The organism is Dyella sp. C9 (assembly GCF_003332825.1).
In the GTDB taxonomy this organism is placed as follows: domain Bacteria; phylum Pseudomonadota; class Gammaproteobacteria; order Xanthomonadales; family Rhodanobacteraceae; genus Dyella.
This window is the reverse complement of record NZ_QIRF01000002.1, coordinates 234,747-249,909: the sequence shown is the minus strand read 5'-3', so window position 1 is coordinate 249,909 and position 15,163 is coordinate 234,747. Positions and strand designations below refer to the sequence as shown.

Annotated in this window: 13 protein-coding genes; 12 read left to right on the top strand and 1 reads right to left on the bottom strand. The window is 66.8% G+C overall.

What is annotated here, in order from left to right; all coding sequences use genetic code 11:
* The first annotated feature begins 26 nt into the window (after positions 1-26).
* Positions 27-815: a dienelactone hydrolase family protein gene (locus DVU99_RS03480; RefSeq protein WP_114238806.1), complete on the top strand. Its 789-nt coding sequence runs from the start codon at positions 27-29 to the stop codon at positions 813-815.
* Between the two features lie 94 nt (positions 816-909).
* Here DVU99_RS03480 and DVU99_RS03475 read toward each other — a convergent pair whose 3' ends face one another.
* A complete protein-coding gene (locus DVU99_RS03475; RefSeq protein ID WP_114238805.1) occupies positions 910-1,911 on the bottom strand; it encodes a polyprenyl synthetase family protein in 1,002 nt (333 codons plus the stop codon).
* Positions 1,912-2,046: 135 nt separating this feature from the next.
* Here DVU99_RS03475 and DVU99_RS03470 point away from each other — a divergent pair, with 135 nt between their 5' ends.
* The 11 genes from DVU99_RS03470 (at position 2,047) to DVU99_RS03420 (ending at position 15,108) form a co-directional block, all read left to right on the top strand.
* Positions 2,047-3,261 (top strand): MFS transporter, encoded by a 1,215-nt coding sequence (locus DVU99_RS03470; protein ID WP_114238804.1) that lies wholly within the window; start codon positions 2,047-2,049, stop codon positions 3,259-3,261.
* A gap of 78 nt (positions 3,262-3,339) precedes the next feature.
* Positions 3,340-3,660, top strand: a complete 321-nt coding sequence (locus DVU99_RS03465; protein ID WP_114238803.1) for a gamma-glutamyltransferase — start codon at positions 3,340-3,342, stop codon at positions 3,658-3,660.
* Positions 3,661-3,762: 102 nt separating this feature from the next.
* Positions 3,763-4,734: a VTT domain-containing protein gene (locus tag DVU99_RS03460; RefSeq protein ID WP_114238802.1), complete on the top strand. Its 972-nt coding sequence runs from the start codon at positions 3,763-3,765 to the stop codon at positions 4,732-4,734.
* Positions 4,735-5,285: 551 nt separating this feature from the next.
* Positions 5,286-5,378, top strand: coding sequence for a K(+)-transporting ATPase subunit F (gene kdpF / locus DVU99_RS03455; protein WP_114238801.1), 93 nt, complete (start codon positions 5,286-5,288; stop codon positions 5,376-5,378).
* Positions 5,375-7,177 (top strand): potassium-transporting ATPase subunit KdpA, encoded by a 1,803-nt coding sequence (gene kdpA / locus DVU99_RS03450; RefSeq protein ID WP_114238800.1) that lies wholly within the window; start codon positions 5,375-5,377, stop codon positions 7,175-7,177. The genes kdpF and kdpA overlap by 4 nt, the downstream gene beginning before the upstream one ends.
* A 20-nt stretch (positions 7,178-7,197) precedes the next feature.
* On the top strand, positions 7,198-9,279 hold the full coding sequence (kdpB, locus tag DVU99_RS03445) for a potassium-transporting ATPase subunit KdpB (protein WP_114238799.1): 2,082 nt from the start codon (positions 7,198-7,200) through the stop codon (positions 9,277-9,279).
* 82 nt (positions 9,280-9,361) lie between these two features.
* Complete coding sequence (locus tag DVU99_RS03440) at positions 9,362-9,562, top strand: hypothetical protein (RefSeq protein ID WP_114238798.1); 201 nt, start codon at positions 9,362-9,364, stop codon at positions 9,560-9,562.
* A gap of 73 nt (positions 9,563-9,635) precedes the next feature.
* The gene (locus tag DVU99_RS03435) at positions 9,636-11,132 is read left to right on the top strand and encodes an outer membrane beta-barrel protein (protein WP_114238797.1); all 1,497 of its coding nucleotides are present in this window, start codon (positions 9,636-9,638) and stop codon (positions 11,130-11,132) included.
* Between the two features lie 10 nt (positions 11,133-11,142).
* Entirely contained in the window at positions 11,143-11,712 is a 570-nt protein-coding gene (gene kdpC / locus DVU99_RS03430) for a potassium-transporting ATPase subunit KdpC (protein ID WP_114239049.1), read from the top strand.
* A 40-nt stretch (positions 11,713-11,752) separates the two neighbouring features.
* Positions 11,753-14,419, top strand: coding sequence for a sensor histidine kinase KdpD (locus DVU99_RS03425; protein WP_114238796.1), 2,667 nt, complete (start codon positions 11,753-11,755; stop codon positions 14,417-14,419).
* Entirely contained in the window at positions 14,416-15,108 is a 693-nt protein-coding gene (locus tag DVU99_RS03420) for a response regulator (protein ID WP_114238795.1), read from the top strand. The genes DVU99_RS03425 and DVU99_RS03420 overlap by 4 nt, the downstream gene beginning before the upstream one ends.
* The last annotated feature ends 55 nt before the right edge of the window (positions 15,109-15,163 follow it).

Here is a 15,163-nt window from a genome sequence, read left to right as displayed (position 1 = left end):
TCCCCATCGTCCAAGGAGTGAAGGTCATGCGTATCGCCCGACTTTGTACTGCGCTGTTGCTGTTCGGAGCCGCCTTCGCTGCCCAGGCGAAGATGGTGCACAAGCCGGTGGAGTGGACCCAGGACGGCACCACCTTCCACAGTGTGCTGGTGTACGACGACGCCGTCGCGACCAAGCGGCCGGGCCTGGTGATGGTGCCCAACTGGTATGGCGTCAACGACACGGCCATCAAGAAGGCCGAGGGCATCGCCGGCAAGGACTACGTGATCCTGGTCACCGACATGTACGGCACCAAGGTGCGACCGACCAGCGACGACCAGGCCATGGCGGCGGTGAAGCCGTTGTACGGCGATCGTGCCTTGATGCGCAAGCGCATCAATCTGGCGTTGGATCAGCTCAAGGCGCAGGCCAAGGATGCGCCGATCGACCTCGGCAAGCTGGCCGCGATCGGCTTCTGCTTCGGCGGTTCAGCCGTGCTCGACCTGGCCCGCAGCGGCGCGGACGTGGCTGCGGTGGTGTCTTTCCACGGCGCCTTGCAGACCGACGACCCTTCATTGGCCAGGCAGATCAAGGCACGCGTGCTGGTCATGAACGGTGCCGATGACAAGGGCACCATGCCCGACGCCGACAAGTTCATGGACGAGATGCGTGGCAGCAAGGCCGACTGGGAATTCCTGGTGTTCGGCAACACGGTGCATTGCTTCACCGAAACCGACCAGCACAAGGAAGGCTGCATGTACGACGAGCGTTCGGCGCAGCGCAGCTACCGCCTGATGCACGACTGGTTGCGTGGGGCGTTCTCGGGCACGCCTTGAGCTAGCGGCGGGCTGGGTCGCGCACAGGGTGCGCTCCTACAAAGCGTTAGTCATGTAGGAGCGCACCCTGTGCGCGACCCGATCTGGCGGAAAGTCAGAAGCTGCGCTGCACCGAATAATCCGCCAAGGTTTCCATCGCCTCGCGCCACGGCGAGGCCGGCAGCATGCGCAGCGCGTCACGTGCCGCGGTGGCGTGGCGCACGGCGCGCTCATGCGTGCGTTCAAGCGCACCGGAATCGCGGATGGCGGCGATGATGCGGTCCAGCGAATCCAGCCCGCCATGCTCGATGGCGTGGCGCAGCGACTGCTTCTGGTCCGCGTCCACGGTCTGCAGCGCGTAGATCAGCGGCAGGGTGGGCTTGCCCTCGGCCAGGTCGTCGCCGATGTTCTTGCCCAGGGTGCCGGCGTCGCTGACGTAGTCCAGCAGGTCGTCGGCGATCTGGAAGGCGTAGCCCAGTTCCATGCCGTAGCGGCGCAGGGCAGCGATCTGTTCGGCCGGCAACCCGCCCAGCAGGCCACCCAGTTCGGTGGCGGCGGCGAACAGCACGGCGGTCTTGCGCTCGATCACTGCCAGGTAGGCAGCTTCATCCACGTCGGCATTGCCGATGTTGAGCAGCTGCAGCACCTCGCCCTCGGCGATGGTGTTGGTGGTGTCGGCGAGGATGCGCATGATGCGCATGTCGTCCACCTCGACCATCATCTGGAACGAACGGGAGTACAGGAAGTCGCCCACCAGCACGCTGGCGGCGTTGCCCCACAGCGCGTTGGCGGTCTTGCGGCCGCGCCGCAGGTCCGACTCGTCCACCACGTCATCGTGCAGCAGGGTGGAGGTGTGGATGAACTCGATCACCGCGGCCAGCTTGATGTGGTGCTCGCCGTGGTAGCCGGCCGCATTGGCCGCCAGCACGTGCAGCATCGGGCGCAGGCGCTTGCCGCCGCCGGCGATGATGTGGTCGGCGATCTGGTTGATCAGCACCACGTTGGAAGACAGGCGGGTGCGGATCAGGGCGTCGACCCGCTGCATGTCACCGGCGGCAAGCTGCTTGACGGCGGCAAAGTCGGCGGTACGGCGGGTGTCGGCGTGAGTCGTGGTCATGGGGCGGTCGTGGCGTCGTATCCGGGGATTATAGAGAGAGAATGGCGCAAGAATCCGCCGCGACACGGCACCGCGGCAGGTTTTGTGGGGTGAAACGTATAATCCGGGTCTGGTCGCCCTAACTGAACCCTTCCGTTGAGCAAACTATCCCCACTCGAGCGGCGCAGTGCGCTGACCCTCGCCTGCGTGATCAGCCTGCGGTTGTTTGGCCTGTTCCTGATCATGCCGGTGTTCTCGCTATATGCGCAGCAGATGCCGGATGCCACTCCGCTGCTGATCGGGCTTGCCCTGGGCGTCTACGGGCTTGGGCAGGTGCTCCTGCAGATTCCGCTGGGCCTGTTGTCCGACCGTATCGGGCGCAAGCCGGCGATCACCCTGGGCTTGCTGGTATTCGCGGCGGGCGGCCTGGTGGCGGCGTGCTCGCACAGCCTGCTGGGCATCGTGATCGGCCGCGCGCTGCAGGGCATGGGGGCGGTGGCGGGCGCGGGTACGGCGCTGGCTGCAGACCTCACCCGCGAGGAGAACCGCAGCAAGGTGATGGGCATCATCGGCGTGTCCATCGGCGTGGCCTTCCTGCTGGCGCTGATCCTGGGGCCGCCGCTGGAGGCGGTGGGCGGGCTCTCGGGCCTGTTCGGCGCCACCTCGCTGCTGGCGCTGGGCGCCCTGGTGTTGCTGTGGCTGATCGTGCCCACGCCGGAGCGGCAGAAGGCACCGGCCGCCGCTGCATTCGGCAGCGTACTGTCCATGTTGCGTGACGGGCGCCTGCTGGTGCTCAACGGCTCGGTGTTCTTCCTTCATATGTTGCTGACGGCCAGCTTCGTCGGCCTGCCGCTTCTGTTGGCCGATCGGCTGCACCTGCCGGTGAACCGGCACTGGGAGCTGTACCTGCCGGTGATGGCCATTGCCGCCTTCGTGATGGGCGCCTGCCTGCATCGCATGCGCGACGTGGCGCAAAGCTTGCGCATCGTGGCGGTCTGCGTGGTGGCGATTGGCCTGGGCCTGCTGGGATTCGCCCTGTCCGGGGATCGCCTGGTTTTGCTGGGGATCGCGGCGGCCGTGTTCTTCTCGGCCTTCAACCTGCTGGAGGCAGCCCTGCCCAGCCTGGTCTCACAGCTGGCGCCAGCGTCGTTGCGGGGTGCTGCGATGGGCGCCTATTCCACCAGCCAGTTCATGGGTGCCTTCGTGGGTGGTGCGGTGGGCGGCATCGCGCTGGGGCGCTTGGGCACCAGTGGCGTATTCCTGTGTTCGGCCGCCCTGACCCTGCTGTGGCTGCCGCTGGTGATGGTGGGGGCGCGGCGTATCCGGGGCCGCAGGGCCAACTCTGCTGCGGCGGTGGAAGCCACCTCCTGACCTGCGATCGGTCCGCCCGGCGGGTTGGGGCCAGCCACGGCCTCGGTGTATGACGGGGTGCCGCAGGCATGCGGGTTCATGCAGCCGCAGGCGCACATCCAGGTGCTGACCAACATCATCGATTTCGGCATGAACGTGCAGGATGCCGGCGACGCCGCGCGCTGGCGCCATTACGGCAACGCCGAGCCCACCGGCGAACGCTCGCAGGGTATCGGTACGGTGGAGATGGAGGCGGGCTTCGATCCGGCGGTAAAGGCGGAGCTGGCGCGGCGCGGCTACAAGATCGCTCCCGGCACCGGCAATTTCGGCGGCTACGAGGCCATCCTGTTCGACCCCAGGCAGCACGTGTACTGGGGTGCCACCGAGATGCGCAAGGACGGCGAAGTCGCCGGCTACTGAGACGTCACGGCAGGGGTGGCACCATGCCCCTGGCCGATTGCGTTCGGGCCCGGTTGCCCCAATGATGCTGGAGCTCCCCAAACCTTGCCGGTCGAGGTTTCGATGTCACACCACATCATCGAGTTGATCGCGCAATACGGCGTGCTGCTGGTGTTCCTGAACGTGCTGGTCGAGCAGGCCGGCGCGCCGGTGCCGGCGGTACCCACCATGCTGGTCGCCGGTGCCCTGGCGGCCGCCGGCAGGCTGCCGCTGGCCGTGGTGGTGGCGGTGGCCGTGGTGGCCTGCCTGGTGGCCGACTTCGCCTGGTATGCCGCCGGGCGCTACTTCGGTGGCGGCGTGATGCGCACGCTGTGCCGCATCTCCTTGTCGCCCGATTCCTGCGTCAAGCAGTCGGAGCTGCGTTTCCAGCGCTGGCGCGGCAGCATCCTGCTGCTGGCCAAGTTCGTGCCTGGCCTGTCCACTGTGGCGCCGCCGCTGGTGGGTGCGATGGGCTTGCGGGCAGGGCCGTTCGCCTTGTTCGACGGGCTGGGCTCGCTGTTGTGGGTGGGCGTGGCGGTCAGCCTTGGCTACGTGTTCTCCAGCCAGATCGACCACGTGCTCGAACTGCTGGCCAACGCCGGCAGCGTGGCGCTGATGCTGCTGGGTTGTTTGCTGGCGATCTACGTCATCGCCAAGTGGTGGCAGCGCCATCGCCTGATCAGGACGCTGCGCATGGCGCGCATCACGGTGCAGGAGCTCAACGACGCGATGAACCAGGGGCGCACCCTGGCCATCGTCGACGTGCGCTCGGATGCGGTTCGCACCCTCGACACGCGGGTGATCCCGGGCGCGCTGCTGGCCGACGTGAACAGCGTGGACCGCATCACCGGCGAGGTGCCGGTGGACGCAGAGGTGGTGATCTATTGCAGCTGCCCCAACGAGTATTCCGCCGCGCTGGTGGCCAAGGCGCTGATGTCGCTGGGCTACAAGCGTGTACGCCCCTTGCTGGGCGGGCTGGACGCCTGGGATGCGGCCGGGTTCCCGCTGAACCGGTTGCCGCTGGTGGAAGACATCGCCATCTCCACGGCGGCATAGACCCGCTCTTTCCTTTTTCTCCTGCAGGGGAAATAGGCGCCGGGGCTGAATCGAGAGCGTGCTTCGTCCACGCCGTCTTGAGAGCACCCGCTCCTCATCCCCAACCCCTCTCTCCAAAGGGGGAGGGGAGCATTGATGGGCACACGATGTTTTCCCTCTCCCATCTGGGGAGAGGGCAGGGTGAGGGGGCTATCCCCCGCCCGGGGTCGAACCGACGCGCGCTTCATACGCACTCGCTCCTCACCCCGGCGCCTCTCGCCCGGGGCGCCGGTTTCGTTCCGTCTGAGGCGAGAAAAAAATTACGCGTTCTTTACGCCCCCTGGCGGATTCGCTACCCCTTTCTTATGCCCCGGTTCCGACAATTTGCACCGTTGCAAAACACGGTGAGCCGGTACCCATGGATGTCCTCTATCTCTTGTTCTCGTTCGTGCTGTTCGCGGCGTCGATCGGCTTCCTGCTGATCTGCGATCGCCTGGGCCGCCGCCCCTGACGCACTGCCGCCCGGCGTGGCGGCCTGTTCCCTGCTCACGCATTCCGCGGGAGATCTACCCATGAATGTCATCTATGCCGTGGCTGCCGTCATCGCGGTGGCCCTGACGGGCTACCTGTGCGTGGCCCTGCTCAAGCCGGAGTGGTTCGAATGACCACCAATGATTTCCTCCAGATCGGGGTGTACCTGGTCGTGCTGCTGCTGCTCATCAAGCCGGTGGGCAGTTACATGGCGATGGTCTTTGCCGACTCGCCCAATGGCGTGCTCCGCGCGGGTTCGCCGGTCGAGAAGCTGCTTTATCGCCTCAGCGGCGTGCGCGTCGACGAGCAGATGGGCTGGCGCCGCTACGCCATCGCCATGCTGGTGTTCAACATGGCCGGCATGGTCGTGGTGTACGCCCTGCAGCGCCTGCAGCAATGGCTGCCGCTCAACCCCCAGCACTTTGGCGCGGTAACGCCCGACTCGGCGATCAACACCGCCATCAGCTTTATCTCCAACACCAACTGGCAGGGCTACTCGGGCGAAAGCACGATGAGCTACCTGACCCAGATGCTGGGCCTGGCCGTGCAGAACTTCCTGTCGGCGGCGACCGGCATTGCGGTGCTGGTCGCGGTGGTGCGCGGCTTCACCCGTCGCAGTGCCGACAGCATCGGCAATTTCTGGGTCGACATGACCCGCAGCACGCTCTACATCCTGCTGCCGTTCTCGCTGCTGTTCGCGCTGCTGCTGGCATCGCAGGGCGTGGTGCAGAACTTCCGCTCCTACGTGGACGTGCCGCTGGTGGAACACACAGTGGCGGTGGAGACCGTCAAGGATGATGCCGGCAATACCGTGAAGGATGCCGCGGGCAAGGATGTCTCCAAGGAAACGCCGGTGAGCACGCAGACCCTGCCGATGGGACCGGCTGCCTCGCAGATCGCGATCAAGCAGCTGGGCACCAATGGCGGCGGCTTCTTCAATGCCAACTCGGCGCATCCGTACGAGAACCCGACGCCGTTCAGCAATTTCCTCGAGATGCTGGCGATCTTCCTGATCCCCGGCGGCCTTTGCTACACGTTTGGCTGCATGGTCGGCGACCGCCGCCAGGGCTGGGCGATCCTTGCCACCATGTTGCTGATCTTCGTGCCGCTGGCGATTGGCGCCGTGGCGGCCGAGCAGGCCGGCAACCCCGCCCTGCATGGACTGGCGGTGGACCAGCAGGCCTCGGCGCTGCAGTCCGGCGGCAACATGGAAGGCAAGGAAACCCGCTTCGGCATCGCCGCCTCGGGCCTGTTCAGCGCCATCACCACGGCCGCTTCCTGCGGCGCGGTGAACAACATGCACGACTCGCTGACCCCGCTGGGCGGCCTGGTGCCGATGTGGCTGATGCAGCTGGGCGAGGTGATCTTCGGCGGCGTGGGCTCGGGCCTGTACGGCATGCTGGCCTTCGCCGTGGTCGCGGTGTTCATCGCCGGCCTGATGGTGGGCCGCACGCCGGAATACCTCGGCAAGAAGATCGAGGCCCACGAAATGAAGATGGCCAGCCTCGCGGTGCTGGTGCCCTGCGCCCTGGTGGTGATCTGCACGGCCATCGCGGTGATGAGCCCGGCGGGCGTGGCGGGCATTGCCAACCCCGGCGCGCATGGCTTCAGCGAAGTGCTCTACGCGGTGTCCTCGGCCTCCAATAACAACGGCAGTGCGTTTGGCGGACTTTCGGCCAACACCCCGTTCTGGAACGTGCTGCTGAGCGTGTGCATGTACTTCTCCCGCTTCCTGCTGGCGATCGCCATGCTCGCCATGGCCGGCTCGCTTGCCGCCAAGCGCCATGTGCCGCCTTCGGCGGGCACGCTGCCTACCCATACGCCGCTGTTCGTCACGCTGCTGGCCTGCGTGGTGATCGTGGTCGGCGCGCTGACTTTCCTTCCGGCGCTCGCGCTGGGGCCGATTGCCGAATTCCTGATGTCGGCCCATTGATGTTCAAGGAACTGTGATCCATGACGACGACCCATACCCACGTGCACGGCGTGCGCAGCTTCGACCGGGAGTTGATCCTCAAGGCCGTGGCGGATTCCTTCCGCAAGCTGTCCCCGCGCCTGCAGTTCCGCAACCCGGTGATGTTCGTGGTGTTCGTGTGCAGCGTGCTGACCACCCTGTTGTGGGTGCAGGCGCTGACCGGGCACGGCGAGGCGCCGACAGCCTTCATCTTCTGGGTGACGATCTGGCTGTGGTTCACCCTGCTGTTCGCCAACTTCGCCGAGGCGCTCGCTGAAGGCCGCGGCAAGGCCCAGGCCGCCGCGCTGCGCAGCTCGCGCCGCGACGTCGTGGCCAAGAAGCTGGCCAGCCCGCATCAGCAGGCGGCCATTACCTTCACTCCCTCGACCGAGCTGCGCGTGGGTCACCACGTGCTGGTCGAAGCCGGCGACCTGATGCCGGGCGATGGCGAAGTGGTGATGGGCGCAGCCAGCGTGGACGAGAGCGCGATCACCGGCGAATCCGCACCGGTGATCCGCGAGTCCGGCGGTGACCGCAGCGCGGTGACCGGTGGCACCCGAGTGCTGTCCGACTGGCTGGTGGTGCGCATCACCAGCAACCCGGGCGAGAGCTTCCTGGACCGCATGATCGCCATGGTCGAGGGCGCCTCGCGCCGCAAGACGCCCAACGAGATCGCGCTGACCATCCTGCTGGCCAAGTTCACCCTGATCTTCCTGCTGGCCTGCGCTACGCTGCTGCCGTACTCGATCTACAGCGTGCAGGCGACCGGTTCGGGCAACCCGATCACCATCACCGTGCTGGTCGCGCTGCTGGTGTGCCTGATCCCCACCACCATCGGTGCGCTGCTTTCGGCCATTGGCATTGCCGGCATGGACCGCATGATCCGCGCCAACGTGATCGCCACCTCCGGTCGTGCGGTCGAGGCTGCGGGTGACGTGGACGTGCTGTTGCTGGACAAGACCGGCACCATCACCCTGGGCAATCGCCAGGCCGTGGCCTTCCTGCCGGCACCCGGCGTGGAAGAAGCCCGCCTGGCCGATGCGGCCCAGCTGGCCTCGCTGGCCGATGAAACCCCCGAAGGCCGCAGCATCGTGGTGCTGGCCAAGGAACGCTTCAATATCCGCGAGCGCCAGCTGGAAGAGGGGCATGCCGAGTTCGTGCCGTTCACCGCACAGACCCGCATGAGTGGCGTGAACATCGGCGAACGCCAGATCCGCAAGGGCGCGCTGGATGCGGTGGAACGCCATCTGGAAGCCAACGGCAGCCATCTGCCGCCGCTGGTCAAGCACATGGCCGAGGACATCGCGCGCCGTGGCGCCACGCCGCTGATCGTCACCGAAGGCGCCACCGCGCTGGGCGTGATCGAGCTCAAGGACATCGTGAAGGGCGGCATCCGCGAGCGCTTCGCCGAAATGCGCCGGATGGGCATCAAGACCATCATGATCACCGGCGACAATCCGCTGACCGCAGCGGCGATCGCTGCCGAGGCCGGTGTCGACGACTTCCTCGCCGAAGCCACGCCGGAAGCCAAGCTCAAGCTGATCCGCAAGATCCAGGCCGAAAACCGGCTGGTGGCGATGTGCGGCGACGGCACCAACGATGCCCCGGCGCTGGCCCAGGCCGACGTGGCGGTGGCGATGAACACCGGCACGCAGGCGGCCAAGGAAGCCGGCAACATGGTCGACCTGGACTCCAACCCGACCAAGCTGATCGAGGTGGTAGAGATCGGCAAGCAGATGCTGATCACCCGCGGTGCGCTGACCACGTTCTCCATTGCCAACGACGTGGCCAAGTACTTCGCGATCATCCCGGCGGCCTTCGCCACCACCTACCCGGCGCTCAACTCGCTCAACGTGATGCACCTGGCGACGCCGCAGAGCGCCATCCTGTCGGCGGTGATCTTCAATGCGCTGATCATCATCTTTCTCATTCCCTTGGCATTGAAGGGCGTGAAGTACCGGGCGCTGGGTGCCGGCGCGCTGCTTCGCCGCAACCTGCTGGTCTACGGCCTGGGCGGCATCGTGGTGCCGTTCCTGGGGATCAAGGTGATCGACATGCTGCTGGTGCTGTGCGGCCTGGCGTGACCCTCATGCCCGTCATCCCGGCGCGAGTCGGGGGACGGGCAGGGAAGCCCTCCCGTCGCCATCCACTTCCGGAGTCCTAGTCATGCAGACACTCAAGCTTTCGGTTTCGCTGCCCGACGATACCCACCCAGACCTGGAGCTTCGCCTTTCCGCGAACGATTCCGCCTGTGACGTGGTGATCGCGCTGCCGATGTCGGGCCGGCCGCGCACGGCGTCGCACGATGCCGAGGCACCGCACAGCGAACAGGACGACTACGTGCTCGGCGGTTACGCCGGCATCTGATGGCGGTGCCCGGAGGCACCGCTCGCTCAACCACCAAAAAAGGACGGCCTTCGGGCCGGTTTTCAGGTTCATCATGAATTCCAAGAAGGTTCTTTCGCTCGCCCTGCTCATCGCGCTGGCCCCGTTCGGCCAGGCGATGGCGTCCACGGGCGATGCGGCAACGAGCGTCGACGTCTCCCCGGCGAACGACCTCGATCCGGCGACGCATTCCGTGCAGACGCCGTCCAGCACCGATTGCTCGCAGGGTTTTCTTTCGCGCTTCGCCGCCGCCTATCGCGAGGATGCGCAGCCGGCCGATCCGAACGCGCAGGCACCGGCGCGCCGTGCGATGGACGCGCCGCTCGATTCACCGCCGTTCCCGAATTCCGAGTGGCAGCTGGGCGGCGTGCCCGCGCCGATCGGCGTGCCGGTGGCCTATGGCCAGTACCCGCTGCAGAAGGCGTTGTCCTGCACCAAGCTGGGAAGCTGGATGCAGCGCAATCGCATCGAGATCAACGGTTGGGTCAACCCCTCGGCCAACGTCAGCTCGTCCAGCTTCACCAACTTCCCGCTGTCGTACGCGACGCGGCCCAACCGGGTGGAGTTCGACCAGTTGGTGACCAACATCACGCGTGTCGAGGACACGGTGCAGACGGACCATGTCGACTGGGGTTTCAACATCTCCAACCTGTATGGATACGACTACCACTACACGACCATGAAGGGCGTTTTCAGCAACCAGCTGCTGAACAACCCCGCGCCGAGCCAGCCGCTCAACGGCAAGATCTACGGCGACGACCCCATGCTGTTCTACTTCGACCTGTACATCCCGTCGGTAGCCGAGGGCATGGTGGTGCGCGTGGGCCGCTGGCTGTCGCTGCCTGACATCGAGGCACAGTTCTCGCCGCAGAACTACCTGGTGACCCACTCCATCCTGTACACGGTCGATCCGTATACCCAGATGGGCGTGATGACCACCACGCGCCTCAACAGCCAGTGGACGCTGCAAGTCGGCATCAATGGCAGCAATGACACGGCGGTGTGGAACTCGGCGGCGCGTCCTACCCTGCAGGCCTGCGTGCGCTGGGTGTCGGCCGACAACAACGACATGCTTTATCCCTGTGTCAACAACGTCAACAAGTCCGACTACAACTACAACAACGTGCAGATGTACGTGATGACCTGGGGCCATCGCTTCAGCCAGAGCGTGCACATGCAGACCGAGGCTTATCGCATGTACGGCCGCAACATCCCCGGCTATGGCCCGGGCGGCACGCCGGGCGTGGCGGGCTCCTCGGCGCTGCCGGGCGAGGCGGGCGAGTTCGGCATCGTGAACTACCTCAACTTCGAGTTGAATTCGAGCAACATGCTGACCTTCCGCAACGAGTTCTACAACGACGAGAAGGGCCAGCGCACGGGGTACGCCACGCGCTATAGCAGCCACACGCTGGGCATGACGCACTGGGTGTCGACGGATCTGGAGATTCGCCCGGAGATCCGTTACGAACATTCCTATGACGTCAACGCCTATGACGCGGGCAAGAAGAACTACCAGGCGGTCGCGTTGATCGACGCGATCCTCCACTACTGAGGTGATGACCATGGGCAGGCTGATCCGCAGCGCCGTCATGATGCTGCTACTGATGACCGTGTTGACCGGTGTGTTCTATCCGCTGCTGACCACCGGGCTGGCGCAGCTGTTGTTCCCTTCGCAGGCGAACGGCAGCCTGATCGAGAAGGACGGCAAGCCGGTCGGCTCCACGCTGATCGGGCAGGCCTTCACCGATCCCAAGTACTTCTGGGGTCGTCCGTCGGCCACCACGCCGCAGCCGAACAACGGTACGGCGTCGGGCGGCTCCAACCTGGGGCCGACCAACCCGGCGCTGACCGACGCGGTGAAGCAGCGCATCGACGCGCTGCATGCGGCCGACCCGGCCAACACCGCGGCGGTACCGGTGGATCTGGTCACCGCTTCGGGCAGCGGCCTGGATCCGGAGATCTCGCCGGCCGCGGCGGCCTACCAGGTGCCGCGCGTGGCGCGGGTGCGAGGCCTCAGCGTGGCTCAGGTGCAGGCCATGGTGGAGGCGGCCACTAGCGGTCGCCAACTCGGCGTGCTGGGCGAGCCGCGGGTGAACGTGCTCAAGCTCAATATGGCGCTCGATGGCCATTGAGGCATAACGTAGCCACTGTTCACTCCAGCCAAGGGAATGCATGTCCGGATCCTCCCGTGAAGCACGCGCCGACGCACTGCTCGATTCAGTGCAGGAAGAGCGCAGCCGGCGCCTGAAGATTTTCCTCGGCGCCGCCCCCGGCGTGGGCAAGACCTACGCCATGCTGTCGGCTGCGCGTGAACTGAAACGGCAGGGCGTGGATGTCGTGGTGGGCCTGGTCGAGACCCATGGCCGCCCGGAAACGCAGGCGCTGCTCGAAGGACTCGAGCAGTTGCCGCGGCGCAAGGTGGAGTACAAGGGGCGCGACTTCACCGAGTTCGACCTGGACGCCGCCCTGCAGCGGCGCCCCGAGGTGCTGCTGGTCGACGAACTGGCACATCGCAACCTGCCGGGCGGCCGCCACGAGCGTCGCTGGCAGGACATCGCCGAGCTGCTCGATGCCGGCATCGAGGTATACACGGCGCTGAACGTGCAGCACCTGGAGAGCCTCAACGACCAGGTGCGGCGCATCACCAATGTCACCGTGCGCGAAACGGTGCCCGATGCGTTCCTCGATCGTGCCCGCGATATCGTGCTGGTGGACCTGCCGCCGCGCGAGCTGATCCAACGCCTCAAGCAGGGCAAGGTCTACGTGCCCGAGACCGCGGCGGCGGCGCTGGATGCGTTCTTCTCGCCCACCAACCTGGTCGCGCTGCGCGAGCTGGCGGTGGAAACCGTGGCCGGCCATGTGGACAGCGACCTGCGCGAGCACATGCTGGCGCGTGGCGGCGCCATGCCGGTGCGGCGGCGCGTGCTTGCGGCCATCGACGGCCATTCGCAGAGCGAGTACCTGGTGCGCATCGCCCGCCGCATCGCCGAGCGGCGAGGCGCGCCGTGGAGCGTGGCCTTCGTCGACACCGGTGCTCCGCTCGACAAGGCGCGTCGCGAGCGGCTGGATGCCGCCATGGGCCTGGCGCGGCGGCTGGGTGGCGATACCGTGGTGCTGCGTGGACACGCCATTGCCGACGAACTGATCGCCCACGCCGATCGCGAGGGCATCGGCCAGATCATCCTGGGGCGCACCCGCGAGCGCCCGCTGGCACGCATGCTGGGGCGCTCGCTCACCCAATTGCTGCTGCGGCGTGGCGCGCATCTCGAACTGACCATCATCGCCACGCCGGCCGAGCGCGCGAAGTCGCGCCTGCGCCTGCGCATGCCGGGTGGTCGTGGCCGGCGCGACGAGTACATCTACGCGACGCTGGCGACGCTGGTGGCCTTCGTGCTGGCGTTCATCGCCGACCGTTATCTTTCGGTGGCCAACCTCTCGCTGATCTTCCTCACCGCCGTGCTGGTGGTGGCGGTGCGCACGCGCATGGCGGTGGCGGTATACACCGCGATCCTGTGTTTCCTCGGTTACAACTTCTTCTTCGCGCCACCGCGCTACACGCTGGCCATCGCCAACTTCGACGACGTGCTGGCGGTGTGCCTGTTCCTGGTGGCGGCGCTGGTGTGCAGCCGGCTGGCGACGCGCCTGGCCAGCCAGGTGGAATCGTTGCGCGCCGCGCACGCGCATGCGCGGTCGCTGCTGGCACTGGGCCAGCGCCTTGCCACCAGCACCGATGCGGACGGCATCCGCAAGGTGGGGGTGGATGGGCTGGCCCATGCATTGCGCTGCGACGCGGCAATCCTGGCGCGCGACGCCAGCCAGGTGCTGCGTGGGGTGGCGTTCTCTCCACGCGATTTCCCATTGGCGGCGCAGGACCTGGCGGCCGCGGCCTGGAGCGAGCAGCACGCCGAGCAGGCCGGCCGCTACACCGACACGCTGCATGCGGCACCGTGCTGGATGCTGCCGCTGGGCAGCGAGGAGAACAAGCTGGGCGTGGCGGCGCTGCGCTTCGCTCCCGAGCAGGGCGAACCCTCGCCGGACCAGCGCAGCCTGGCCCTGGCGATGGTGCAGGACATCGGGCAGGCGCTGGAGCGCGCGCGCCTTGCCGACGAGCTGGAGGGCGCGCGCGTGCAGGGCGAGACCGAGCGCCTGCGCAACGCCTTGCTGTCGTCGGTATCGCACGACCTGCGCTCGCCGCTGGCTTCGATGATCGGTGCGGCGGGCACGCTGTCCAGTTATGGCGAGCAGTTGCCGGCCGAGGAGCGCAGCGAGCTGCTCGAAGCCATCCTGGGTGAGGGCCAGCGCCTGGACCGCTACATCCAGAACCTGCTCGACATGACGCGGCTGGGGCATGGCACGCTCAAGCTCAATCGCGACTGGACCGACGTGGCCGAGATCGTCGCCGCCTCCACCACGCGGCTGCGCAAGCTGTTCCCCGACCTCAAGCTGGACATCGTGCTGCCGCATGGCACCGTGCTGCTGTATGTGCACCCGGCATTGATCGAGCAGGCCTTGTTCAACATCCTGGAGAATGCCGCGCGCTTCTCGCCCGTGGGCGAGCCGGTGCGCGTCGTGGTGCGCCCCAAGGGCGAGCAGGTGCAGGTCGACGTCACCGATCGCGGTCCCGGCATTCCCGAGGATGAGCGGGCGCGCATCTTCGACATGTTCTATTCCGTGTCGCGCGGTGACCGCGCGCCGCAGGGCACGGGCCTGGGCCTGGCCATCTGCCGCGGCATGATCGGCGCGCACGGCGGCAGCGTGGAAGCCTTGCCCGGCGACGGCGTTGGCACCACCATTCGCATTACCTTGCCGTTGCCGGCGCCGCCCGAAAGCCCTGCATGAGTGCCGCCAGTCCCTGCGTCCTGGTCATTGACGACGAGGCGCAGATCCGCAAATTCCTCGACATCGGCCTGCGCGCCGAGGGTTATGAGGTGCTGCTGGCCGCCAATGGCACCGAGGGCCTGGCGCTGGCCGCCACCCGCTCGCCGGACCTGGTGATCCTGGATATCGGCCTGCCCGACCGCGAAGGCCACGACGTGCTGGCCGAACTGCGCCAATGGAGCCACGTGCCCGTGGTGATGCTGTCGGTGCGCGATGCCGAAAGCGAAAAGGTGAAGGCGCTGGACGCCGGTGCCAACGACTACGTGACCAAGCCCTTCGGCATCCAGGAGCTGATGGCCCGGCTGCGTGCCCTGCTGCGCAGCCGCCCGGGCGAGCCCGAAGCGCCGCAGCGCTACGACGACGGCCGCCTGGCGATCGACCTGGCGCGCCGCGAAGTGGTGCTGGACGGCGAGCCCCTTTCGCTGACCCGCAAAGAGTACGCCGTGCTGGCCATGCTGTTGCGCCACGCCGGTCGCGTGGTCACCCAGCAGCAGTTGCTGCGCGACATCTGGGGCGCTACGCATACCCACGACAGCCATTACCTGCGCATCGTGGTGGGCAAGCTCCGCCAGAAACTGGGCGACGACCCCGCGGCGCCCCGCTGGCTCAAGACCGAGCCCGGGGTGGGTTACCGCTTCCTGGCGGGCTGAAACGGGTGTCGCAGCCGCTGAGAGCCGGCTGCGGTCCCATGGCCGGATCGCCTTT

Coding starts and splice junctions, on each gene's coding strand:
- DVU99_RS03480 (WP_114238806.1), top strand. CDS start 27: ATGCGTATCGCCCGACTTTGTACTGCGCTGTTGCTGTTCGGAGCCGCC.
- DVU99_RS03475 (WP_114238805.1), bottom strand. CDS start 1,911: ATGACCACGACTCACGCCGACACCCGCCGTACCGCCGACTTTGCCGCC.
- DVU99_RS03465 (WP_114238803.1), top strand. CDS start 3,340: ATGCAGCCGCAGGCGCACATCCAGGTGCTGACCAACATCATCGATTTC.
- DVU99_RS03460 (WP_114238802.1), top strand. CDS start 3,763: ATGTCACACCACATCATCGAGTTGATCGCGCAATACGGCGTGCTGCTG.
- kdpF (WP_114238801.1), top strand. CDS start 5,286: ATGAATGTCATCTATGCCGTGGCTGCCGTCATCGCGGTGGCCCTGACG.
- kdpA (WP_114238800.1), top strand. CDS start 5,375: ATGACCACCAATGATTTCCTCCAGATCGGGGTGTACCTGGTCGTGCTG.
- kdpB (WP_114238799.1), top strand. CDS start 7,198: ATGACGACGACCCATACCCACGTGCACGGCGTGCGCAGCTTCGACCGG.
- DVU99_RS03440 (WP_114238798.1), top strand. CDS start 9,362: ATGCAGACACTCAAGCTTTCGGTTTCGCTGCCCGACGATACCCACCCA.
- DVU99_RS03435 (WP_114238797.1), top strand. CDS start 9,636: ATGAATTCCAAGAAGGTTCTTTCGCTCGCCCTGCTCATCGCGCTGGCC.
- kdpC (WP_114239049.1), top strand. CDS start 11,143: ATGGGCAGGCTGATCCGCAGCGCCGTCATGATGCTGCTACTGATGACC.
- DVU99_RS03425 (WP_114238796.1), top strand. CDS start 11,753: ATGTCCGGATCCTCCCGTGAAGCACGCGCCGACGCACTGCTCGATTCA.
- DVU99_RS03420 (WP_114238795.1), top strand. CDS start 14,416: ATGAGTGCCGCCAGTCCCTGCGTCCTGGTCATTGACGACGAGGCGCAG.